This is a genomic window from Acinetobacter lwoffii (genome assembly GCF_052078135.1).
GTDB classification, from domain to species: domain Bacteria; phylum Pseudomonadota; class Gammaproteobacteria; order Pseudomonadales; family Moraxellaceae; genus Acinetobacter; species Acinetobacter lwoffii_Z.
On the sequence record NZ_JBQGUZ010000022.1, the window covers coordinates 18,883 to 41,358 of the forward strand.

Below are 22,476 nucleotides of genomic sequence, written 5' to 3' on the forward strand. Positions count from 1 at the left end.
AAAGATAAATCCTACCAGAGGAGAATGTGTATGATGGCTGAAACCAACTGCCCCTACTGCAATTTTGACGAATATGATGTCATTGCCAAAAATGATTATGGTGTGGTGTTGCCTGAACCGAATTCATTGTCCGAAGGTCACTGTGTGATTATTCCATTGCGGCATGTGGCCTCGTTTTTCGAAGTGACTGACAAAGAACGTAAAAGTTTGATGTCTCTACTGGAACAGGCACGCAATGAACTGCAATTACGCTACCAGCCTGCCGGTTTTCATGTCGGCTTTATTGATGGTGAAGTATTTCAGGAAAAGGTAGAACATCTGCATATTCATATTATTCCGCGTTATGCAGGCAAGACCTTGAAGCTGGATGAGCGCTGGGGAATTAACGATTAACCGGATTCTTTATCAAAAATAAATGCTCTACGGAGCGTTTATTTTTTTGAAATCACTCTTCTGCCCAAACAAATGAGCAGCCATTTTTATCCTACTTTTCACATTCCCACCCTGCTGATTCCGCTATACTAGCTGCTGCTTATTCGGTTGCTAGGTATTCATGTTCGTATTTTCAGATGCCCTGTTGGAATGGTTTGATGTGCATGGTCGTCATGACTTGCCCTGGCAGGTGACAGATGATCCGTATAAAGTCTGGGTCTCTGAAATCATGTTGCAGCAAACCCAGGTCAAAACTGTACTGCAATATTTTGAACGATTTATCCAGCGTTTTCCGACTGTTCAGGACTTAGGTTATGCCTCATGGGATGAGGTCGCACCCTACTGGGCAGGTCTCGGCTATTATGCCCGCGCCCGCAATCTGCATAAAGCTGCCGGCATCGTGACAGCACAGCAGCAGTTCCCTCATACTCTGGAAGAATGGATGGCCTTGCCCGGCATTGGCCGTTCAACCGCTGGCGCCTTGATGTCACTCGGTTTACGTCAATATGGCGTAATCATGGATGGCAATGTCAAACGGGTATTGTCACGTTTCTTTGCCATTGAAGATGATCTGTCCAAACCGGTGCATGAGCGTGCCTTATGGCAACTGGCAGAACAACTCTGTCCTATCGAACGCAATCATGACTATACCCAGGCAATTATGGATCTGGGCGCGACCGTATGTACCCCGAAAAAGCCTTTGTGTCTGTATTGTCCAATGCAGCAGCATTGCAAGGCACATCAGCAAGGACTGGAAAATGAATTGCCTTTCAAAAAGGCCAAAAAACCAGTTCCTGTACGCTCTGCTCAGGTCCTGCTAATCCAGTCCGGTACAGACTGGCTTTGGCAGCAACGTCCCAATAGCGGTCTTTGGGGCGGTCTCTGGTGTCTGCCAATTATTGAAAATGCACATGAATGGGAACAGCAATGCCAGCAACTTGGCCTTAAAAATATCATCAAAAAGACCCAGATTAGCCACAGTTTTACTCATTTTACCTGGCAACTTGAAGCAATTGTTTTTGCAGTAGATCAGGATCAGCAGGAACATCTGGCGATTGAACTGCAAGGCTGCTGGATGAGTCCGCAAACAGCAACTGAGGCCGGCATTCCGACTGCCATGAAAAAATTGATCACTAGCGTCAATCTGTGACATAGTCTGGATAAAGCAAAATATCGATCAGCTCAACATGAGCATTGCCAATATTTAAGGATGAATAAAGTGCACCAATACCTTGCTTTGACGTGGATTGCTTTGATTGCTGTGCTGCTTGCTGCCTGTAGCAGTACACCAAAAAAATCCCCTGCTGTACAGCTCAACCCTATCCTCGTGCAAAAACTGAAAAGTATGCGAGTGCCGTCCTCTCTGCCAATCCCGGTGGCACGCATACAAGCACGTGAGTTAACAGATACCTGGGGTGCTTCGCGCAGTCGCGGACGCCTGCATGAAGGTATTGATATCATGGCTCCACGTGGAACCAAAGTCTTTAGCGCGACTGAGGGTCTGATTGCAGATTTACGTAACAACAATTTGGGTGGTAAAGTAGTCTGGATTCTGGGTCCAGGCGGCTCCTGGCATTATTATGCGCATCTGGATGGCCATAAACGTGGCTTAAAAGTCGGCGACTATGTCAAAAAAGGCCAGCTGATTGCTTATGTCGGCAACAGCGGCAATGCCCGGCATACTGCTCCCCATCTGCATTATGGAATCTATTTACAGGGCAAGGGCCGCGGTGTGGTCAACCCTTATCCCTATTTACGTTAATTTTAGGATATTTACATGTCAGAAGCGTTGATCAATCGTCTGGTAGAATTTGCTGAATCAGGCAATCAACAAAAAATTGTATTGAACGGTCAAACTCACCAGGGCTGGGTGATGGAAATTACCGAGGAAGCGCTTCTGATCAGTACCGGTTATACTGACAAGGCCGGTAAAGATATGTGGATTCAATTTAGCGATCTGGATCAGGCTGAACTGTCGTACTGGGACAATCAGCAGGATCAATGGACTATGTTTAAATTATAAAAGCATAAAAACAAGGAGCATCACATGACTGTGCAACGCTGTGGCTGGTGCTCCGATGATCCGCTGTATATCACCTACCATGACCAGGAATGGGGACAGGCCCTGCTGGATGAAAATCGCCTGTTTGAAATGCTGTGTCTGGAAGGACAGCAGGCTGGTCTGGCCTGGATTACCGTTCTTAAAAAACGTAAAGCTTATCGTGAACATTTTTTTCAATATTCGATTGAATCTATCGCCTCACTTACAGATCAACAACTCCAAATAAAACTTGAAGATGCTAGCCTGATACGGCATCGCGGCAAACTCAATGCCATTCGGAAAAATGCCCAAGCATGGCTAAAGCTGCGACAGCAAGGGATTAATCTGGTGGATTGGCTCTGGTCTTTTGCACAGCAACCGCGATTGAATAATGATGTTGTGGATTATCGGCAAGCACCCGCTCAAACCATTGAGAGCCAGCAGATGTCTAAAGCCCTTAAACAGGCCGGTTTTAAATTTGTCGGACCCACCATTTGCTATGCCTTTATGCAGGCCGTTGGTATGGTCGATGACCATGAAAATCATTGTGACTTTAAAACAATATCCTCGCATTTAAATAAGAGCTGAAAATCATGTCGAATAATATTATTCAAGCTTATGCAGCCATGTCCGCAGGTGCGGAACTTGAACCTTATCAGTTTGATGCCGGAGAGCTGCAGCCGCATCAGGTCGAAGTGAAAGTGGAATACTGTGGACTCTGTCATTCCGATATTTCGGTCATTAATAATGACTGGGGTTCGTCGGTCTATCCGGTCGTGGCTGGACATGAGATTATTGGCACCATTACCCATCTGGGTGCAGAAGCCAAAGGCCTGAAAGTGGGTCAACGCGTTGGCATCGGCTGGACAGCGGAAAGCTGCCAATATTGCGATCCTTGTATTTCGGGCCAGCAGGTGATGTGTACTGGCGGTCAGGTGGCTACCATTGTCGGACATGCCGGTGGTTTTGCCGATAAAGTGCGTGCCGGCTGGCAATGGGTCATTCCCCTACCTGACGATCTAGATCCTGAAAGTGCCGGCCCTTTGCTCTGCGGTGGGATTACCGTATTCGATCCGATTCTGAAACATCAGATTCAGGCCATTCATCATGTTGGCGTAATTGGCATTGGCGGTTTAGGGCATATGGCCATCAAGCTGCTGAAAGCCTGGGGCTGTGAAATTACCGCTTTCACTTCAAATCTGGATAAAACTGATGAGCTGAAAGCCATGGGCGCTGACCATGTGGTCAATAGCCGTGATTCGGCTGCCTTAAAAGCCCAGCGTGGCAAGTTTGATTTATTGCTCAGTACGGTCAATGTCACCTTGAACTGGCAGGCTTATCTGGCAACTTTGGCACCAAACGGCACTGTACATATGCTGGGTTTACCACTTGAGCCGATGCAGATTCCGGCTGGCATGCTGATTGGCGGAGCCAAGTCAGTCACCGGTTCACCGACAGGTTCGCCGGCGGCATTACGTCAGTTACTCCAATTTGCTGCACGTAAAAATATTGCACCACAAATTGAAGTCTTCCAGATGTCACAGCTGAATCAGGCGATTGAACACCTGCATTCTGGCAAAGCCCGTTACCGGATTGTACTTAAAGCAGATTTTACAGCTTAAATTCAGTCTGTTTTCACGTGTTAAAAAGACCCAGCGATTGGGTCTTTTTTATTGCAGAGCTTCAGGCAAGACCGCAATACTGGCAGGCTTAGCCAGCTCGGTCTTCATTTTCTGCAACATCTGATAAGGCTGCTGTTGCACAAACATATTTACGAAGGTCAAAGGAATGGAACCTTCAGGATTGGCATAACCATAGGTAGAGACCTTGACCTTATTATTGGCCAGTTTCTGAAAAGTCCAGTCGCCCTGATAATCGGTTAAACGCACATAATCCGGGTTTAAAGGATAGGCACTTTGGATGGCTTTATTCTTGATGGTGATCTGGCCATTGGCTTCCTTGATCATCTTGCCCTGTACAATCAGGTCACGGTCTTTTAAGGGAAATGGAAAATCCAGCACCATATACAGGGTAAAGTCGCCTTTTTTATCATCGCGGGACAGGACCTTGATGCTACCCATATAGGGAACCCACTGTACTGCATGCTCGACATTCAGAATCAGGGACACGGCATTTTCAATTGGTGCAGTATAGGTGGTTTCAGCTTTATACAGAAAGACCGGGTTTTGCTCATTCTGATAGGTCCAGACCTTGATATTATTTTTATGAATACTGAGTTTAGGCGTCCCGACAGGCTTGGCCTGCGCAATGGCGCCAAGCGCCACTGCACAGAACAGAAAAATCATTTTTTGCATTTTTTATTCGTCTTATTTTAATTTTATACTTTTTTTATAAATGATTTTAACTCGGTTTTAAACCTGAATATCGTTAAAACCAAGCACGTCTTTCATATCATATTTACGTGCTTCACGGCCTACGACCCAAGCCGCAGCACGTACCGCACCGCTCGCAAAGTTCATGCGGTTGGTGGCTTTATGGGTAATTTCCACCCGCTCCCCGTCGGCAATAAACATCGCGGTATGTTCACCGACAATATCGCCACCGCGAATGGTCTGGAAGCCAATGCTCTTACGCTCACGCGGACCGGTATGACCTTCACGGCAATATACCGCATCTTCTTTCAGGTCACGGCCCAAAGTTTCCGCAATCGCCTCACCCCACATCAAAGCTGTACCCGATGGCGCATCTACTTTGTGACGGTGATGTGCTTCAATCACTTCAATATCTACGGTATCGCCAAATACTTTAGAGGCCAGTTCAAGCAGTTTGATCGAGACGTTTACACCCACTGAATAATTCGCTGCATAAACTACAGGAGTTCCCGTCGCAGATTGATCGAGATAGGCTTTTTGCTCGTCATTCATACCCGTCGTACCAATTACGATAGCGACACCGGCTTCACGGCAGATTTTCAGATGATTGACGGTCGCTGCTGGCGCAGTGAAATCAATCACGACATCACAGTCTTTGACTACATCTGTAAGGCTACCCACGACCTTCACACCTGTTGCGCCAATTCCGGCAAGTTCGCCCGCATCTGCGCCTAATAGTGTACTTTCAGGGCGTTCTACCGCAGCCGCCAACTGATAACCTGCTTCATGCACAGCCTGAATAAGGATACGCCCCATACGACCGCCTGCACCCAAGATCCCAATGCGTGGTGTAGCTGACATAACATAGTCCTGATGTTGATCCAAAATTGCTCTTACTATAGCAAAACTGCGGAATAACACTAAGATGCATTGAATAAAAATCAATGAAAATACTCAAAGAGCGAAATCACTGATATTGATAAGAGTTTTAATCGAGTCTAAGAAGTTAGGCAATCACTTCCATCAAAGCTATACGATATAGATCCACTTGACTTGTCTATAGTTTTTAGCAATTGCTCATATAGCTGGAATAAGTTTATTCACAATTTTATCGCTATGATTTTGCAATGATTTACTGGAATTCCTGATTTTTGAAGTTAACTACAGACGACCTGCCAATACAGTTTTTCCTGTTTTAGTCTCGCCATGATTAACTGAGCTCAAAATCTTGATGATTTAAATCTCAATTAGATTAACAGGATTCTTATGCAAGACTTTTTACTAAATTTTAATTATGAATATCTACTTTTAAATTGATTAGTAAATAAGATTTTAAGTCTTATTGAGATTAAAAGGACTCAATTTTGCCTTATACAAAAATCAGTCCTTAGATTGAGCAAATTAATTATCTAGCTCTTCGGAAACTTATTAAAAATAATAATACCTAAAGTAAAATTTGCCTGGTCTATACAATTTTGAAAATTTTTCCACTTAAGGTACTTTGAAAGCACATTTCAAAACTGGGACGAATATCTTCACCATCTACAGTGATATGTTTTATATTGGAATGAGATTGTGTTTTAGAAAAATGATGATCGACTGTTGCTTGAATAGCGTGTTGAGCCCCAAACTGATCCTTCACACTGATACTTTGTTTAAGCATATCTATACCTTTAATAATAGTTAAAGTGGCAAAATCTCCACTAAAAATTGATGTTTCTTAATTTTATCTTTAAATAACTTTATGATTTAGCTTAAATAATTGATTTAGAGAAGTATAGAATGTACGGCCATCTAAGTTTAAATCTACCTCAACTCCAGATGAAAGAAGAACTCTTTTACCCACTTCAATTCTTTTTAAACCCTGACGTGTATTTTGCATTTTATTGAGAGGAATTAACGAAACAATAATTTCAGTACCATTTTTAGATTTTGCAATTAAATCATTTATTTTTAACAACTTGAATCCTGTTTTTCTAAAGATTTTTCCAATTTGGAAAATAACTTAAAATTAAATTTTGAACGATAAAAAAAGCACTTATTAAGTGCTTTTTTACTGTTTATTCTTGCTTAGATAGCAACAATATTTACAGCATTCGGTCCTTTTTGACCTTGAGCTACACTGAATTCAACCAGTTGGCCTTCCATTAAGGTTTTAAAACCTGAACTGGCGATTTCGCTGAAATGAGCAAAAACATCTGGACCTGATTCTTGTTGAATGAAACCAAAACCTTTAGTTTCGTTGAACCACTTTACAGTACCTTTAACAACATTTGAGTTTGACATAATATATCCTACTAATTTTTTAATAATTTTTAGTCAATTTATTGACTGAATATAACTTTGAAATAATAAAGAATGAGACTTCAAATCTGAAAAAAACGAAGGATTATGACTAAAACTGCGATACTTAAAGAAGATTTACCGAAACAAGACTTTTTTCTAGTTAAGTTAACTATACACGAAAAATTTAATTAATCAAGTTTTCTTATATATATATTTATTTTATTTATTAAAAAATGAAATTTTAAAAATTTATAGTGATTTCAATAAGATTAAGCTTTTATTGTCATGATAACAAAATAAGAGTAATCTGCTGTACTGGTAAATTTGATAAGTAATGAATGCGATTATATAGCTCTGTAATAACAATATTGGCCTTTTTAATTTCGGGAATGATGCTTTTTTCTCACTTACAAAATATCTATCTCCCTCCAAATTTGGACTCATACTTTCTATTTAGATAGTCAAATATAAAAACAGAAACCGCTTTTTAGGCGGTTTTTATGTTTAAGCGATACCTATCAAACAATAAGATAGCTATCAACTAATAAATAGCATCTTCTAATCTAGAGTATCTTATCTACATAATAAAAAAGGACGCCTCAGCGTCCTTTTTATTTTCACTCAATTAATCAAACAAGCGATCAAAGAATGATTTTTTCTTTGGTGATGACTTGCTGTCTTCACCATCCATGGTTTCTTGCAGTTCTTTTAACAGTTCACGTTGACGTGCACTTAAATTCACTGGAGTTTCCACCACAATACGGCACAGTAAGTCACCTTGCATGCTGGTACGTACCGGTTTAACCCCCTTACCACGTAAACGGAACAGTTTACCTGTTTGCGTACCTTCAGGAATTTTCAGGCTCACACGGCCATCCAGCGTAGGAATCTGAACTTCCTTACCCAAGGCTGCATCAGCAATCGATACCGGTACATCCATATACAGATCAGCGCCATCACGCTGGAAGATTTCATGCTCACGCACCACCACTTCTACGTACAAGTCACCTGACTGACCATCACGGATCGCTTCACCCTTACCAGTCAAGCGTACGCGGTCGCCATTGTCCACACCCGCAGGAATAGTGACTTCCAGAGTTTGCTGACGATCCGACACACCCGAACCATGACATTTATTACATGGGTTCTTGATGATCTTGCCCTGACCACGACAGGTGCTACAGGTTTGCTGTACGGAGAAGAAACCTTGCTGCATGCGCACTTGACCAGCACCATGACAGGTACGGCAGGTTTCTACATCGTTTGGATTTTTTGAACCCTTACCATCACAGGCATCACACGGTGCCGGTGCAGTAAAGGTAATGGTTTTCTTGACGCCCTTGACCGCTTCTTCCAGGGTCAGTTCCATGACATAGCGTAAGTCGGAACCTCGGCGCGCGCGCTGCTGGCCACGACCACCGCCGCCACCAAAAGCACCACCGAAAATATCACCGAACTGGCTGAAAATGTCTTCTGCGCTGAAACCACCGCCGAAGCCGCCACCGCCGCCGCCCATACCACCTTCAAAGGCCTGATGGCCCATACGGTCGTACATGCTGCGCTTTTCACCATCAGAGAGCACTTCATAGGCCTCTGCTGCTTCTTTGAATTTCTCTTCAGCTTCAGCATTGTCCGGGTTACGGTCTGGATGATATTTCATCGCCAACTTACGGTAGGCTTTTTTGATTTCATCATCACTAGCGGTTTTAGCGACGCCCAAAACCTCATAATAATCACGTTTAGCCATGTCTGGCGATGCTCCTCACGGAATTTTGTTTAATATTCAACTGAGGTCTGAAATTGGGGTCAAACCGAGTTTTACAAGGGGAAATATGAAAAAAATTATACGCTTTAGAACACAGCTTTGTTTTGAGAGAATTTATGGATGCCTTTAAACCAGGCATTGATCAGGAAAATAAAGGCAATAAAGCTGAAAATTACCCCGGTCACTACACAGGCTTTAACCCAGAGCTGGCTGTCCCAGGCAAAGAAAAACAGGGGAATAAACCACAGCGCAGCGAAGATCGCCAAAATGGTATAAATCACGATATTACGCATGATCCACAGTGCCTGCGCTTGTAACCAGACCTCGGCATAATCAACCTGGGTGACTTTACGTGCGAACCAGTAGGCCAATAGTCCACTAAACAGGGTAAATAAGGCCAAAAACATGAAGACATAAGCCATCGCTACGGAACGTCGCATCTTGGTTAATGTATCTTGAGTCATGTTTGGTTCAACCTCGTTACCGTATTGGCAGCTCGGCCAATGCAGCAATTACTTATTTTTTTAAATTATAAAAATCTCAGGTGCTACTATATTGAAAATTTCCAAATTTCGCACCTGAAATTATGACAAATTTAAACAGAATTTAAACTTTTTTTCACTTTAAACCACTGTGCATATAGGGCAGGCAGAAAAAACAGGGTTAATAGTGTTGCTACAATCAAACCGCCCATAATCGCCACCGCCATCGGCCCGAAGAAAATACTGCGGGACAAGGGAATCATCGCCAGAACTGCAGCCAGTGCGGTCAATACGATCGGACGACAACGGCGTACTGTGGCATTGATGATGGCATCCCACTGCGACTCTCCGGCCTGAATATCCTGCTCGATCTGGTCAATCAGAATCAGCGAGTTGCGCATGATCATTCCGGATAAGGCAATCGTTCCGAGCATCGCAACAAAACCGAAAGGTTTATTGAAAATTAACAGGAATAACACCACTCCGATAATGCCTAAAGGTGCGGTCAGGAACACAATAAAGGCCCGTGAGATGCTCTTGAGCTGAATCATCAGCAGGGTCATGACGACTGCGAGGAATAAAGGCATGCCGGCATTCACCGAGTTCTGTCCACGAGCCGATTCTTCAACTGTACCCCCCACTTGCAGCAGATAGCCATTCGGCAGCTCTGCCCGGATTTTTTCCAGTGGCTCTTTGAGTTCATTGACCACAGTAGCGGGCTGCAACTTGCTACGAATATCGGCACGCACAGTAATGGTCGGCAAGCGGTTACGATGCCAGATCAGGCCTTCTTCAAAGCTGTATTCAATTTTGGCCAGCTGCGCCAAAGGTACCGATGTACCGGTTGCGGTCGGAACAGCCAGACTGGCTAAAGATGCTACCTCCACCCGTTCAGCCTGAGCACCACGTAAACGGATTTCGATCAGTTCACGTTTTTCACGGTACTGATCAATACCGGCCCCCAAAATCGAGCTGTTGAGTACATTGGCCAGTTCACTGCTACTCACCCCAAGCTGACGGGCACGATCCTGATCAATCTGCAATTTGATGACTTTACTCGGCTCGCCCCAGTCCAGATGCACATTGGTGGTATTTGGATTTTCTCCCACGGTGGCTGCAACTTTCTGCGCCCATTCACGGACTAATCCTAGATCTTCACCCGACACCCGGAATTGTAGTGGATAACCCACAGGTGGGCCATTTTCCAGCAAGGACACCCTGGTACGCACTTCTGGCAATAACTTTCGAATCTGGTCACTTAAGGATTTACGGATTTCATTTCGATCCTCTAAAGAGGATGCCAGCACCACAAACTGGGCAAAACTGGTTTGCGGCAACTGCTGATCGAGCGGTAAATAGAAACGTGGAGAACCCATCCCGACATAAGCCACATAGTTATCAATGCCCTCTTGTTTCGATAAAAAGGCTTCTACTTTTTTTACTGCAGCTTCAGTGGCCTTCAGTGAAGCACCTTCTTCAAGTTTGAGATCCACCAGAATTTCAGCTCGATTTGAAGGTGGGAAAAACTGCTGCGGCACCAGCTTAAACATTAAAATAGACAGAATAAAAATTCCGACCGTGGCAACAATGACAGTTTTACGATAGGTCACACAGGCATCGACCCAACGGCGAAAGCCCTGATAAAACCGGGTTTGATAAGGGTCATAATGTTCTCCGGCATGATGCACAATCGGCTGAGGTTCTGGCTGTTTGCGTAGACGTGCCCAGAGCCGCTGATACCACGGCGCTTTCTGAATTAAATCCTTGTTGAAATCCGGCAGAAGTTTATCGCCTAAATATGGCACAAACAGTACCGCGGCAATCCAGGACACCAGCAATGCAATGGTCACCACTTGGAAAATCGAACGGGTATATTCCCCGGTACTCGATGCTGCAGTGGCGATCGGCAGGAAACCGGCAGCGGTAATCAGGGTGCCTGTCAGCATTGGAAAAGCCGTGGTGCGCCAGGCATGCCCGGCCGCCTGTAAACGGCTATAACCCTGCTCCATCTTAATCGCCATCATTTCAATGGCGATAATGGCATCATCGACCAAAAGACCGAGAGCCAGAATCAGGGCCCCCAGGGAAATTTTATGCAGTCCGACATCAAATAGCTGCATACCGGCAAAAGTCATGGCCAGCACCAGCGGAATCGAGAAAGCCACCACCAGACCGGTCCGGAAACCGAGCGAGAAAAAACTGACCAGCAATACGATAACCACCGCTTCTGCCAGCACTTTCATAAATTCGTTAATGCTGCGTTTGACTGCCACCGGCTGATCGGAGACTTTTTGCAGCTCCATGCCGAGTGGCAGAGCTTTTTGCAGGCGGGCGAATTCCTGTTCCAGATTTTTACCCAAGGCAATGATGTCCCCACCCTTGCGCATCGATACAGCAATACCAATGCCGTTTTCGCCCATAAAGCGCATCCGGGGCTGTGCCGGATCACTAAAGCCACGATAGACTTCTGCTACATCGCCCAGCTGAATAGTTTTGCCATTGACCAGCAGCGGCATCTGTCTTAATTCTTCAACACTGTTTAATGCACCACTGACCCGCACCTGAATCCGGTCTGAGCCAGTTTCAAAAAAACCGGACTGGGTGGTGGCATTTTGCTGCTGCAGGGCTTGCTGAATCGCCATGACTGGAACGCCCAGCTGGATGGCCTTGGTATTAGAAATCTCAATCCAGATTTTCTGGTCTTGCAAGCCAATCAGCTCAACTTTGGCAACATCTTTGACCCGTTGCAGTTGCAGCTGTAAGCGGTCGGCGTATTCCTTGAGGGTCGCATAGTCAAAATCTTTACCCTTGAGCACATAAATATTGCCAAAGGTGTCGCCAAATTCATCATTAAAGAACGGCCCTTGTACCCCTTGTGGCAATTCATGCCGGATATCGCCCACCTTCTTGCGCACGTTATACCAGACATCAGCGACATCTTTCGAAGCCAGGGAATCCTTGGCAACAAAAGTCACCATGGATTCACCCGGACGCGAATAGGCCATGATGCGGTCATACTGTCCCGTGGTCATCAGTTCCTTTTCAATCCGGTCAGTGACCTGTAGGGATACTTCTTTGGCACTGGCACCCGGCCAGTAAGTCTGGATCACCATGACTTTAAAGGTAAAAGGCGGATCTTCACTTTGTGACAGTTTGGAATAAGAGACGATGCCGATCAGACCCAGCAGGATCATGAAATACAGCACCAGACCTTTATTTTTTAAAGCCCATTCCGACAGGTTAAAGTTCATGCTTAATTCCCTGCCTGAATGGTCACACGACGGTTTTCACGATCAATCGGATTGATTTTTTGCTGGTTACGCAGCAGATGTACGCCGCCAATCACCACATAGTCTTCCGGCTTGAGGCCACTGAATACAGCAACACTGTCCCGGCCATAGGCACCGAGCTGGACCGGGACTTTACGTAAGGTATGATCCGGCTGGACCACCATGACATAAGCCTGCTGATCCGTTGCCGAGACACTGGATAGCGGCACACTGAGCATATTATCGCGGCTGTGCTGAAAAAATACCCGGGCACTTTGTCCCAGCTGGATCTGGCCATTGCCTTCACGTAAGGAAACTTTAACCCTGAAGGTACGCGACTGGTCCGCTGCCGGTGAAATCTCGCGGACAATGGCGGCAAATTTTTCTTCAGGTTTGGACCATAAGGTGACTAGGGCCGCTTGCCCCACCCTGATTTCAGCAATCGCCTGTTCCGGTACGCCAATCACCACTTCACGTTCGCCGGCAATCGCCAGTTCATACGCCGCCTGCCCGGCAGCGACCACCTGTCCTGTTTCAATATTGCGTGCCGTGATTACGCCGTTTCTGGTGGCAATCAGCTGATTATAAGCAGTCTGGTTTTTAGCGGTATCATAATTGGATTGTGCCTGCTTCAGATTTGACAGGGCGGTCTTGTACTGGTTTTCGATCGCGTCATATTGTGAGCGGCTCACGGCATTGGATGGCAATAACTGCTTGAAACGTTGTAATTCATCCTGAGCAATCTTAGTGGCAGACTGCGCGCTTTCCAGTTGGGCACGTGCTGCATTCAGCTGCAGCTGGGCATCTTTGACATCCAGAGTTGCCAGGACTTGCCCGACTTTGACCTGGTCACCCACATCGGCGAAGCGCTGGGTCACCTGTCCAGCGACCCGAAATGCCAGCGCCGTTTGCTGACGTGCCTGCACATCACCGGCATAACTTTTTAATTCATGCTGTGAAGTGGTGGGTGTGGCCACCATGACAAAGGGAACTTCCTGTTCTGCTGCAGCAGTATCTTTGCTGCACCCGCTTAAGGTCACGCTGCAAAGCACCACCATGCCAGCCAATACGCTGTAAATCCTGCTCATCTTATTCGCTCTTATCTGATCGTCTTTTTTAGGGCAAACTATGCTGATATATTGAATTGCTTGTTTTTAATTAATATACCACCCGGTACACTAATTATAACTCAAGCTTCAAAGCAATGACCGTATTGACTTTTTTTGGAAGAAATTGTGCAAATACCTGTAGGACGACCCAAGGATCTGGAAAAGCGTCAGCGCATCTTGAGTGTGGCCAAAGCGCTATTTTTAGCGCATGGCTATCATGCCTCCAGCATGAACCAGATTGCACGTGAGGCAGGTGTAACCAAGCTGACGGTGTATAATCATTTTCAGGACAAGGCGACCCTGTTTAGCTGTGCAATTGAGGATACCTGTGAAGCCATTCTGCATGAACATCCTCAGCTCTTGCAGCCGAGCAGTGACTTTGCGCAGGAGTTTTATCAGGCCTGTCAGCGCGCTTTAAATATTATTCATTTACCGGAAGCGATCAAGCTGGACCTGCTACTGATGGAACTGGCATCGCAGCAAAGTCCTCTGGCAGAACAGTTTTATCAGGCCTCGCATAGCAAACTGGATGCAGTCTGGAATGATTTTTTTAACCTGGCCCAGCAATACCGCTTTATTCAGGTCGATCTTCCAGAAAAACAGACCGAGCTGATCGTGTCCCTGCTGACCGGAACCCGTCATCAGAAAATCCTACTGGGTCTCAGCCCTCCCCCTTCAAGCGCAGAACAGCAACAGATTATTGGCGAGGCCATTGAACTGTTTATGCTGAAATATGCCCTTTCGGATTAAATCCTTTCCTTTGGATTGATCACCGATCACCGTATATGGCCTAAAAGTTGCTAAAAAAGCAGCCTATGTTCTGCAACTTTTGTCTCTAGGGGACTTGGATTGTCATGCAGTCGCGGTATAGTCAAAGCATGCATGTGAGGGAATAAAAAATGATTCAACAGATTGATGCACCACTACGCGAAGACGTACGCTTACTGGGTAATTTGCTTGGGGAAACCTTAAAATTACATGCCGGGCAGGATTTGTTTAATCAGATCGAGCAGATCCGTGCCCTGTCCAAAGGCGCTCGCGATGGACAGGTCGAAGCAGAAAAACAACTGGAACAACTGTTTTTGAGCCTGGAAGATGCCGAAATCCTGCCGCTGACCCGTGCCTTTACCCACTTTTTAAACTTTGCCAATATTGCCGAACAATATCATGTGGTACGTCGTCGCCGTCAGAGCGAGTTTGATGACACTGCAGAATCGCCCAATCCTCTGGTGCCTTTATTTGAAAAATTTAAACAGCAGGAAATTTCTGCCGATACGCTGTATCAGCAAATCTGCGAACTGAAAATTGAACTGGTCCTGACCGCGCATCCCACAGAAGTCAGCCGCCGTACCCTGATTCAAAAATATGATGGCATCAATAATGCCCTGTCCAAGTTCGACCAGCAGAAACTGACTCCACGTGAACGTCAGGCAGTTCTGGCCGATCTGAAACAGCTGATCAGCTCCGCCTGGCAAACCGATGAAATCCGTCAGCATCGCCCGACTCCGATTGACGAAGCCAAATGGGGCTTTACCACTATTGAGCAGACCCTGTGGAATGCGGTCCCGAAATTTATCCGCGAACTAAATGGCATGGTACAAGCGCAATGTGGCCAGAACCTGCCCTTAGATGTCGCACCAGTACGTTTTGCCTCCTGGATGGGTGGTGACCGCGATGGCAACCCGAATGTTACCCACACCGTCACTCAGGAAGTACTGTGGCTGTCGCGCTGGAAAGCAGCCGACCTTTATGTACGCGATATTGAAAACCTGCGCTGGGAACTGTCGATTCAGCAATGTAGCCCGGAAATTTCTGAAGCCTTGGGCCAACCCCATCCTGAACCCTATCGTGAATATTTACGTGACACCCGTACCCGCCTGAAAGCCACGCGGCACTGGCTGGCAGAAAAATTAAAAGGCAATGATGCCGATGACAGTCTGGTCATTAAGAGTAAAGACGAACTTTTACAGCCACTCCTGACCTGCTATCGCTCGCTGATGGACTGCAATCTGGCCGAAATTGCCAATGGCAGCCTGCTGGACTTTATTTACCGGGTCAACAGCTTTGGCATCGAACTGCTGAAACTGGACATCCGTCAGGAATCTGGGCGTCACCGTCAGGCGATTTCAGCCATTACTGAATATTTGGGACTGGGGAATTTTGAAACCTGGACCGAACAGGCCCGTCAAAACTTTTTACTGCAGGAATTGCAAAGCAAGCGTCCGTTACTGCCGAAACATCTGAATGAACCGGCCGGCAGCCTGATTGAACATCCGGATGTACAGGAAGTCTTTGCCACCATGCGCACACTGGCCGAACAGCCGAGCGAGTCTCTGGGTGCCTATATTATTTCCATGGCAGAATATCCAAGTGATGTCTTGGCGGTACTGCTTTTACAAAAAGAAGCCGGGATTGAACAGGCGTTACGGGTGGTTCCCCTGTTTGAAACATTAAAAGATCTGGATGGTGCAGCCGCAACCATGTCGACCCTGTTCAATATGCACTGGTATAAACAGCATATTCAGGGCAAACATGAGGTCATGATTGGCTATTCGGATTCTGCCAAAGATGCCGGTTTTATGTCGGCCAACTGGGCTCAGTATCGTGCCCAGGAAGAACTGACAGCAGTTGCCCAGCAACATGGCGTGCAGTTGACCCTGTTCCATGGTCGTGGCGGTTCGATCAGTCGTGGTGGTGCGCCAACCCAGCAAGCCTTGTTCTCTCAGCCACCGGGTTCTATTTCCGGTGCGATCCGGGTGACTGAACAGGGTGAAATGATCCGCTTTAAATTCGGGCTGGAAGAAATCGCGCTGCAAAATCTGGAAATTTATACCGCTGCAACCCTGGAAGCGACCCTGCTCCCGCCACCTGAGCCAAAACAGGAATGGCGCGACTTGATGCATCAAATGACCGAACTGTCGGTTCAGGTCTATCGCCAGACCGTACGGGAAAATCCGCATTTTGTAAAATACCTGCGTACTGTTACCCCGGAGCTTGAACTACAAATGCTACCGCTAGGTTCACGTCCCGCCAAACGTAAAGTCAGCGGCGGCATTGAATCCTTACGGGCAATTCCCTGGGTATTTGCCTGGACCCAAATTCGCCTGATGTTGCCTGCCTGGCTCGGTACCGGTGCCGCACTGAATGAAGTCCTGGATCAGGGACAACGTAATGTACTCGATGAAATGCTGGCCGAGTGGCCATATTTCCAGACCCTGATTGATATGCTGGAAATGGTACTTTCTAAAGCCGACGCGCATGTGGCGCTGTATTACGAATCGCATCTGACCCAGGATGAAGATCTGAAAGTTCTGGGGACAGCGTTACGCCAGCGTTTGCAGGATGCAGTACAAACCCTGTTAACCTTAAAAGGCGAATCTAAACTCCTGAGCAGCAACGGCGTACTGGATCAGTCCATGAAGGTACGTAAACCGTATCTATTACCATTGCACTTGCTGCAAGCTGAGCTGATGAAACGTCGCCGTTTATATCTTGAACAGCAACAGGCCGAAAACACCCCAGTAGATCATGCGCTGATGGTCAGTATTGCCGGGATTGCAGCCGGTTTGCGTAATACTGGCTAAGCAAAAATGCCCATTTGAAAGCACATCCTGGTGATGTGCTTTTTTATTGACCAGTCAATAGCCAGGAAATATTTTATTTTATATAGTAAATCAGATTTATTTATAGATACCCCTATTCATAATAAGAAATTAATCTACTGATTTCACTTTACTTTTAACCCAGTATTCTTTTACCGACTGGTAAAATCTTAAATAAAGTCATAGAATTAATTTGAACAAAAATTTTGTTTAAGTGATTAAATCTTCTAAAGAACAAGAGTATGATGTGCACAATTTATCTTTTGAGTGCTCATTTTATGTCCAGTTGGTTTCCCAAATGGCGCCCTTATGAGGGTAGTATCGATGCACGACCAGTAGGTACCGCAGAGTATTTGCCACCCGCACAAACGGTCATTTTGGGTGTACAACATGCTTTTGCCATGTTTGGCGCGACTGTACTGGCACCTTTTTTAATGGGCTTTGATCCTAACCTGGCGATTCTAATGTCAGGGATCTGTACTATTCTGTTCTTTTTAATCACCGGTGGCCGGGTTCCAAGTTATCTAGGTTCAAGCTTTGCCTTTATTGGTGTGGTCATCGCAGCAACAGGTTATGCGGGTGGTGGCGGACTGAATCCGAATATTGGCGTTGCGGCAGGCGGGATTATCGCATGTGGCATCTTCTATGCACTCATGGGCTTTCTGGTCATGGCGACGGGCACCCGCTGGATTGAAAAGCTGATGCCACCGGTAGTAACCGGTGCCGTGGTGATGATCATTGGCCTGAACCTTGCTCCAGTCACAGTGAAAAGCGTGATGGGTAATACCTTTAATATGTGGATGTCCCTAGTCACTGTGCTGTGCATGGGTTCAATTGCCGTATTCACCCGTGGCTTATTACAGCGCCTGCTGTTATTGGTTGGCCTATTATTAGCGTATCTGATCTACTTCGTACTCAGTAATGTCATGGGTTATGGCACTGCGATCAATTTCCTTCCTATTCAGCAAGCAGCCTGGTTCGGCTTACCGACTTTTCACGCACCGACCTTTGAATTAAATGCTATGCTGATCATTGCGCCAATTGCCTTGATTCTGGTGGCTGAAAATCTGGGCCATATTAAAGCCGTAGGTGCAATGACCGGTGAAAACCTGGATCCGCATATTGGTAAAGCCTTTGTGGCAGATGGTGTTGCCACGACTTTAGCCGGTGGTGTAGGTGCGCCGGGTATGACCACTTATGGTGAAAACATTGGTGTGATGGCCGTGACACGGGTCTACTCGACCATTATCTTTGCCGTCGCGGGTGTCTTTGCTGTGTTCCTCGGTTTATCGCCTAAGTTTGGTGCGATTATTCACACGATTCCGACAGCGATTCTGACCGGTGCTTCGATTGTGGTGTTTGGTTTGATTACCATTGCCGGTGCCAAAATCTGGATTGAGAACAAGGTCGATTTTTCGCAGAACAAGAACCTGATGGTGGCTGCGGTGACCATTATTTTAGGTACGGGTGATTTTGCCCTGACTTTTGGTAGCTTCAATCTGGGTGGTATAGGTACGGCAACGTTTGCTGCACTGATCCTGAACTGGTTCTTTAGCCTGGCCGATAAAAAATAAAACTCGAAATAAAAGTATTGAGCAGCCGAATGGCTGCTTTTTTTAGCTTTGTATTTTTCAACTTTGCGATGAAAGAAATGAAAAGAAGCCCCGCAAGGCTTCTGTTAAAGCACGTGTCTGTTTAAGGACGAAACTCTTTCAGTTCACGTTGAATAAAGTATTGGAACATTTCACGGTATAGATGTTCAATAAACTCCTGATCGACGCCCTGCTTTTGCGCCAGAGCTCTGACATTTTCTACAATCTGTTCCATACGTTCCGGTGACTGCAAATCGGTTTCGGTTTTTTTGAAACGGGTGGTTTGATCAACATAAAATTGACGCGCAGCGATCAGCTCAACTAAAGCTGTATCAATGGCATCGATCTGTTGACGTGCATGTTCTAGTGATTCAGCTTTGATCTTTTCCATGTTTTTTCAGTTCACTTTCAGTTTGATTATTACTCTTATACTTTTCTTCTAACACATTACTGAAAATACTTTCAATCATCCAGACCCGATATAGACTATTAAATGTATAACTTTGATCATCTATACGCAGTTCCAGTACCGGAAAGTTCGGCTGGGACTTCATTTCACAGAGCATATCATTGTCCTGCAGCTTGACCAGAATATCGTCCTGGGTCAGATCGACAATATTTAACTGTTGCTGCAAACGTTTGAAATGGGGTGCATAAGACAGGTCTTCACCACGGGTCCAGACGGCCTGCAAGATCTGGTACATCGCCTCGATCCGCTGCTCCTCGGGACAGCTATAAAATAATTGTGCCATTGGCGCAATCGCCTGCTCGGTCGGTCGGCAGAACGGAGTGAATTCAACTTCCGTCCGTTTGGATAACCGTGTGGCCAGACTCCAGTCAAAGTCATCTCGTCCACGATAGGACAAGGGATAGACATTCAGCTGGATATTATAATAATCCGCCAGTTCTTCCTTGATATAGGCCAGCAATAGCCAGGAGATCGGATCTTCCAGCGCGATATACAAGTCCAGTTCCGGATCCATCGACTGGATCTCGTTCAGCTCCTCGGCATCACTGATTAGATGCTCACGCCATTCAATGTGATCGATCATAAAAATCGGATTACCGGTCAGCAGTTTTTGCTGCTCCAGACGTCGGGTCAGACGTAACAGATCATCGACCGCCTGATACTGGCGTCCGCCTAAATTAAAATAGCTGGCCAGAATCGGGGTCTGATCAAAAATACGTTCAGGAAAATCCTGTGGCTGATGATGGCGGCTGGCCATGGCATATAAGGTGCGCAATTTTCCGGTCTGTTTTTGCCAGAGCATATGGAATACATCTTCCAGTAAATACAGGAAATCCTGTCCCCGCAGCGGCGTATGCCGCAAAATCAGTTCAGCCTGTTTTAAGGCCTCAGCGGTCGGTAATTCTGGCGTATCATGAAAACTAAAACGATGCTGTTTTGACAAGATTTTCGCATCATTAATCGTGTAGTGCTGCCATTCATCAAAAGACATCTGGTTCGGCGCTTCGGCATGCTCACTGGAAATGATGACTTTTAGCGGCTTGAGTTCTGGACTTAAAATTTCTTCGAGCTGGGGCAACTGCTGTACCGCCAGATAACTGTACACATCATCCAGTCTTAAATGGATACTCAGCCCATCTTGAATAGATAACACCGTTTGACGGGTCGGTTTTTGGTAAAACCAACTCGATCGGATTGGATCAAACCAACGGCGTAACAGGGACATGAGATCGGCCTCGACAACAATGACGGTGCGCAGCTCAACATATGAGAAGCTGCGCAGAATAATCTATTTTTAAGATCGCAGAAGCCAAAGCCCTGCATGCTGTAAAAACTTATATCAAGTCATAAGCAAATGTTCAATGTTTAACAATGGATTAGAGGTCAAGATTCAGGTCAGTGACCGCCCCGGTTTCTGCACCTGAAGTCAGTTTGGCGAATTTAGCCAGCGCACCGTGGGTATAGTTTGGCTGAGGTTTGGTCCAGGCCGCTTGACGTGCAGCAATTTCTTCTTCCGCGACATGCCAGGTCATTTCCCGAGTTTCGGCATTAATCGAAATCTGATCACCATTTTGCACCAGACCAATCGGGCCGCCCTCATAAGCTTCTGGCGTCACATGACCAATCACGAAACCATGACTGCCGCCAGAGAAGCGTCCGTCAGTAATTAAAGCCACCGAAGCGCCCAGACCTTTACCAATAATCGCAGAAGTCGGTTTCAGCATTTCCGGCATGCCCGGACCACCTTTAGGGCCGACGCCACGAATCACCACCACTTCACCCGGCTGGACTTCGCCATCCAGAATCCCGCGCATGGCACCCTGCTCGCCTTCAAAGACCCGTGCCGGGCCAGCAAAATGCAGACCTTCCTTACCGGTAATCTTGGCCACAGCGCCCTTCGGCGACAGATTGCCTTTCAAAATCACCAGATGGGAATCTTTTTTCACGGGCGCATCAAAAGGCAGAATAATCTGCTGACCTTCCGGATAGTCCTGCACATCGGCCAGGTTTTCTGCCAGCGTCTTACCTGTGACCGTTAAACAGGACCCATCCAGCATGCCGGCATCCAGCATGCGCTTCATCAGTGGTTGAATCCCACCAATCGCAATCAGTTCTGACATTAAATATTTCCCGGATGGACGCACATCGGCCACCACCGGAATATCTTTGCCAATTCGGACAAAGTCATCCAGACTCAATTCAACCCCTGCGGTATGCGCCATGGCTAGCAGATGCAACACGCCATTGGTCGAACCACCCAGCGCAATCAAGACCTTGATCGAATTTTCAAAAGCAGCCTTGGTCATGATGTCACGTGGCTTGATATCCAGTCGTAACAGATTCATGACTGCTTCACCGGCACGGGCACAGTCGATTTGTTTATCATCCGAAATCGCTTCCTGCGCCGAGGAGCCCGGCAAGCTCATACCTAAAGCTTCAATTGCAGAGGCCATCGAGTTGGCCGTATACATGCCGCCACAAGAACCCGGACCCGGCAAAGACACTTCTTCAATATGCTTGACCTGAATCGCGTTGATTTCACCTTTGGCATATTGACCGACTGCTTCAAATACCGAAATCATGTCGGTATGGCCTTCGCCCGGTTTAATAGTGCCGCCATAAATAAACAGCCCCGGACGGTTTAAGCGTGCCAACCCCATGATGCAGCCCGGCATGTTTTTATCACAACCACCAATCGCGATGACCCCATCATAAGCCTGGCAGCCCACGACCGTTTCAATGGAGTCTGCGATCACTTCCCGTGATAGCAGTGAATATTTCATGCCTTCCGTACCGTTGGAAATTCCGTCAGAAATGGTAATGGTATTGAAGATAATACCTTTGCCGCCCGCAGCACTCACGCCCTGCTCTACAGTTCTGGCCAGACCATCAATATGCATATTACAAGGCGTGACATTGGCCCAGGTCGAGGCAATGCCAATAAATGGCCGTTCAAAATCAACATCTTTAAAACCGGTAGCACGCATCATGGAACGCGCCGGTGCATTTTCAATGCCTTCATAAACCGGGGCTGAATGCTCGCGGATATTATCTTTACTCATTATTCTCTTCCTGGGCGATGACCAATTTTAAGCT

21 protein-coding genes are annotated in these 22,476 nt (G+C 46.4%); 9 read left to right on the forward strand and 12 right to left on the reverse strand.

Going from position 1 to position 22,476, the window contains the following annotated elements:
* The first annotated feature begins 33 nt into the window (after window positions 1-33).
* The 6 genes from ACTL4S_RS13210 (at window position 34) to ahr (ending at window position 4,095) form a co-directional block, all read left to right on the forward strand.
* Window positions 34-393, forward strand: coding sequence for an HIT family protein (locus tag ACTL4S_RS13210; protein WP_026055739.1), 360 nt, complete (start codon window positions 34-36; stop codon window positions 391-393).
* 160 nt (window positions 394-553) lie between these two features.
* On the forward strand, window positions 554-1,582 hold the full coding sequence (gene mutY / locus ACTL4S_RS13215) for an A/G-specific adenine glycosylase (RefSeq protein ID WP_191113018.1): 1,029 nt from the start codon (window positions 554-556) through the stop codon (window positions 1,580-1,582).
* Between the two features lie 60 nt (window positions 1,583-1,642).
* Window positions 1,643-2,194, forward strand: a complete 552-nt coding sequence (locus ACTL4S_RS13220; RefSeq protein WP_051078829.1) for a M23 family metallopeptidase — start codon at window positions 1,643-1,645, stop codon at window positions 2,192-2,194.
* A 15-nt stretch (window positions 2,195-2,209) separates the two neighbouring features.
* Window positions 2,210-2,455, forward strand: a complete 246-nt coding sequence (locus ACTL4S_RS13225; RefSeq protein ID WP_441299494.1) for a hypothetical protein — start codon at window positions 2,210-2,212, stop codon at window positions 2,453-2,455.
* A 24-nt stretch (window positions 2,456-2,479) separates the two neighbouring features.
* Window positions 2,480-3,061, forward strand: coding sequence for a DNA-3-methyladenine glycosylase I (locus ACTL4S_RS13230; protein ID WP_441299495.1), 582 nt, complete (start codon window positions 2,480-2,482; stop codon window positions 3,059-3,061).
* A 5-nt stretch (window positions 3,062-3,066) separates the two neighbouring features.
* Entirely contained in the window at window positions 3,067-4,095 is a 1,029-nt protein-coding gene (gene ahr, locus ACTL4S_RS13235; RefSeq protein WP_441299496.1) for an NADPH-dependent aldehyde reductase Ahr, read from the forward strand.
* Window positions 4,096-4,143: 48 nt separating this feature from the next.
* On the opposite strand, the gene ACTL4S_RS13240 is transcribed toward ahr, so the two are convergent.
* The 9 genes from ACTL4S_RS13240 to ACTL4S_RS13280 all read right to left on the reverse strand — a co-directional run bounded on the left by ACTL4S_RS13240 (window position 4,144) and on the right by ACTL4S_RS13280 (window position 13,696).
* The gene (locus ACTL4S_RS13240; RefSeq protein WP_441299497.1) at window positions 4,144-4,788 is read right to left on the reverse strand and encodes an START domain-containing protein; all 645 of its coding nucleotides are present in this window, start codon (window positions 4,786-4,788) and stop codon (window positions 4,144-4,146) included.
* Window positions 4,789-4,845: 57 nt separating this feature from the next.
* Complete coding sequence (gene dapB, locus ACTL4S_RS13245; RefSeq protein ID WP_114543257.1) at window positions 4,846-5,667, reverse strand: 4-hydroxy-tetrahydrodipicolinate reductase; 822 nt, start codon at window positions 5,665-5,667, stop codon at window positions 4,846-4,848.
* A 604-nt stretch (window positions 5,668-6,271) separates the two neighbouring features.
* The gene (locus ACTL4S_RS13250) at window positions 6,272-6,469 is read right to left on the reverse strand and encodes a hypothetical protein (protein WP_004280859.1); all 198 of its coding nucleotides are present in this window, start codon (window positions 6,467-6,469) and stop codon (window positions 6,272-6,274) included.
* A gap of 69 nt (window positions 6,470-6,538) precedes the next feature.
* Complete coding sequence (locus tag ACTL4S_RS13255) at window positions 6,539-6,766, reverse strand: hypothetical protein (protein ID WP_004647679.1); 228 nt, start codon at window positions 6,764-6,766, stop codon at window positions 6,539-6,541.
* A 110-nt stretch (window positions 6,767-6,876) separates the two neighbouring features.
* Window positions 6,877-7,092: a cold-shock protein gene (locus tag ACTL4S_RS13260; RefSeq protein WP_004280856.1), complete on the reverse strand. Its 216-nt coding sequence runs from the start codon at window positions 7,090-7,092 to the stop codon at window positions 6,877-6,879.
* Between the two features lie 625 nt (window positions 7,093-7,717).
* On the reverse strand, window positions 7,718-8,839 hold the full coding sequence (dnaJ, locus tag ACTL4S_RS13265; RefSeq protein WP_195725377.1) for a molecular chaperone DnaJ: 1,122 nt from the start codon (window positions 8,837-8,839) through the stop codon (window positions 7,718-7,720).
* Between the two features lie 104 nt (window positions 8,840-8,943).
* Window positions 8,944-9,321, reverse strand: coding sequence for a hypothetical protein (locus tag ACTL4S_RS13270; RefSeq protein ID WP_005245471.1), 378 nt, complete (start codon window positions 9,319-9,321; stop codon window positions 8,944-8,946).
* 131 nt (window positions 9,322-9,452) lie between these two features.
* The gene (locus ACTL4S_RS13275; protein ID WP_441299498.1) at window positions 9,453-12,590 is read right to left on the reverse strand and encodes an efflux RND transporter permease subunit; all 3,138 of its coding nucleotides are present in this window, start codon (window positions 12,588-12,590) and stop codon (window positions 9,453-9,455) included.
* 2 nt (window positions 12,591-12,592) lie between these two features.
* Complete coding sequence (locus tag ACTL4S_RS13280; RefSeq protein WP_441299499.1) at window positions 12,593-13,696, reverse strand: efflux RND transporter periplasmic adaptor subunit; 1,104 nt, start codon at window positions 13,694-13,696, stop codon at window positions 12,593-12,595.
* A 147-nt stretch (window positions 13,697-13,843) separates the two neighbouring features.
* Here ACTL4S_RS13280 and ACTL4S_RS13285 point away from each other — a divergent pair, with 147 nt between their 5' ends.
* The 3 genes from ACTL4S_RS13285 to ACTL4S_RS13295 all read left to right on the forward strand — a co-directional run bounded on the left by ACTL4S_RS13285 (window position 13,844) and on the right by ACTL4S_RS13295 (window position 18,893).
* Window positions 13,844-14,467, forward strand: a complete 624-nt coding sequence (locus tag ACTL4S_RS13285) for a TetR/AcrR family transcriptional regulator (protein ID WP_191112870.1) — start codon at window positions 13,844-13,846, stop codon at window positions 14,465-14,467.
* Window positions 14,468-14,616: 149 nt separating this feature from the next.
* Window positions 14,617-17,301 carry a phosphoenolpyruvate carboxylase gene (gene ppc, locus ACTL4S_RS13290; protein ID WP_253173247.1) on the forward strand — a complete coding sequence of 895 codons (2,685 nt, stop codon included), beginning with the start codon at window positions 14,617-14,619 and terminating at the stop codon, window positions 17,299-17,301.
* 296 nt (window positions 17,302-17,597) lie between these two features.
* Window positions 17,598-18,893, forward strand: a complete 1,296-nt coding sequence (locus tag ACTL4S_RS13295; RefSeq protein ID WP_247144178.1) for a solute carrier family 23 protein — start codon at window positions 17,598-17,600, stop codon at window positions 18,891-18,893.
* 121 nt (window positions 18,894-19,014) lie between these two features.
* Here ACTL4S_RS13295 and ACTL4S_RS13300 read toward each other — a convergent pair whose 3' ends face one another.
* The 3 genes from ACTL4S_RS13300 to ilvD form a co-directional block, all read right to left on the reverse strand.
* Window positions 19,015-19,302, reverse strand: coding sequence for a chorismate mutase (locus ACTL4S_RS13300; protein ID WP_005094791.1), 288 nt, complete (start codon window positions 19,300-19,302; stop codon window positions 19,015-19,017).
* Window positions 19,283-20,605: a hypothetical protein gene (locus ACTL4S_RS13305; protein WP_441299500.1), complete on the reverse strand. Its 1,323-nt coding sequence runs from the start codon at window positions 20,603-20,605 to the stop codon at window positions 19,283-19,285. Before ACTL4S_RS13305 ends, ACTL4S_RS13300 begins: the two co-directional genes overlap by 20 nt.
* A 151-nt stretch (window positions 20,606-20,756) precedes the next feature.
* Window positions 20,757-22,442 carry a dihydroxy-acid dehydratase gene (gene ilvD, locus ACTL4S_RS13310; protein WP_425880049.1) on the reverse strand — a complete coding sequence of 562 codons (1,686 nt, stop codon included), beginning with the start codon at window positions 22,440-22,442 and terminating at the stop codon, window positions 20,757-20,759.
* Window positions 22,443-22,476 lie beyond the last annotated feature (34 nt).

What these genes read in the sequence shown, in the direction of transcription:
- ACTL4S_RS13210 (WP_026055739.1), top strand. Translation starts at nt 34, where the DNA reads ATGGCTGAAACCAACTGCCCCTACTGCAATTTTGACGAATATGATGTC.
- mutY (WP_191113018.1), top strand. Translation starts at nt 554, where the DNA reads ATGTTCGTATTTTCAGATGCCCTGTTGGAATGGTTTGATGTGCATGGT.
- ACTL4S_RS13220 (WP_051078829.1), top strand. Translation starts at nt 1,643, where the DNA reads ATGAATAAAGTGCACCAATACCTTGCTTTGACGTGGATTGCTTTGATT.
- ACTL4S_RS13225 (WP_441299494.1), top strand. Translation starts at nt 2,210, where the DNA reads ATGTCAGAAGCGTTGATCAATCGTCTGGTAGAATTTGCTGAATCAGGC.
- ACTL4S_RS13230 (WP_441299495.1), top strand. Translation starts at nt 2,480, where the DNA reads ATGACTGTGCAACGCTGTGGCTGGTGCTCCGATGATCCGCTGTATATC.
- ahr (WP_441299496.1), top strand. Translation starts at nt 3,067, where the DNA reads ATGTCGAATAATATTATTCAAGCTTATGCAGCCATGTCCGCAGGTGCG.
- ACTL4S_RS13240 (WP_441299497.1), bottom strand. Translation starts at nt 4,788, where the DNA reads ATGCAAAAAATGATTTTTCTGTTCTGTGCAGTGGCGCTTGGCGCCATT.
- dapB (WP_114543257.1), bottom strand. Translation starts at nt 5,667, where the DNA reads ATGTCAGCTACACCACGCATTGGGATCTTGGGTGCAGGCGGTCGTATG.
- ACTL4S_RS13250 (WP_004280859.1), bottom strand. Translation starts at nt 6,469, where the DNA reads ATGCTTAAACAAAGTATCAGTGTGAAGGATCAGTTTGGGGCTCAACAC.
- ACTL4S_RS13260 (WP_004280856.1), bottom strand. Translation starts at nt 7,092, where the DNA reads ATGTCAAACTCAAATGTTGTTAAAGGTACTGTAAAGTGGTTCAACGAA.
- dnaJ (WP_195725377.1), bottom strand. Translation starts at nt 8,839, where the DNA reads ATGGCTAAACGTGATTATTATGAGGTTTTGGGCGTCGCTAAAACCGCT.
- ACTL4S_RS13270 (WP_005245471.1), bottom strand. Translation starts at nt 9,321, where the DNA reads ATGACTCAAGATACATTAACCAAGATGCGACGTTCCGTAGCGATGGCT.
- ACTL4S_RS13275 (WP_441299498.1), bottom strand. Translation starts at nt 12,590, where the DNA reads ATGAACTTTAACCTGTCGGAATGGGCTTTAAAAAATAAAGGTCTGGTG.
- ACTL4S_RS13280 (WP_441299499.1), bottom strand. Translation starts at nt 13,696, where the DNA reads ATGAGCAGGATTTACAGCGTATTGGCTGGCATGGTGGTGCTTTGCAGC.
- ppc (WP_253173247.1), top strand. Translation starts at nt 14,617, where the DNA reads ATGATTCAACAGATTGATGCACCACTACGCGAAGACGTACGCTTACTG.
- ACTL4S_RS13295 (WP_247144178.1), top strand. Translation starts at nt 17,598, where the DNA reads ATGTCCAGTTGGTTTCCCAAATGGCGCCCTTATGAGGGTAGTATCGAT.
- ACTL4S_RS13300 (WP_005094791.1), bottom strand. Translation starts at nt 19,302, where the DNA reads ATGGAAAAGATCAAAGCTGAATCACTAGAACATGCACGTCAACAGATC.
- ACTL4S_RS13305 (WP_441299500.1), bottom strand. Translation starts at nt 20,605, where the DNA reads ATGTCCCTGTTACGCCGTTGGTTTGATCCAATCCGATCGAGTTGGTTT.
- ilvD (WP_425880049.1), bottom strand. Translation starts at nt 22,442, where the DNA reads ATGAGTAAAGATAATATCCGCGAGCATTCAGCCCCGGTTTATGAAGGC.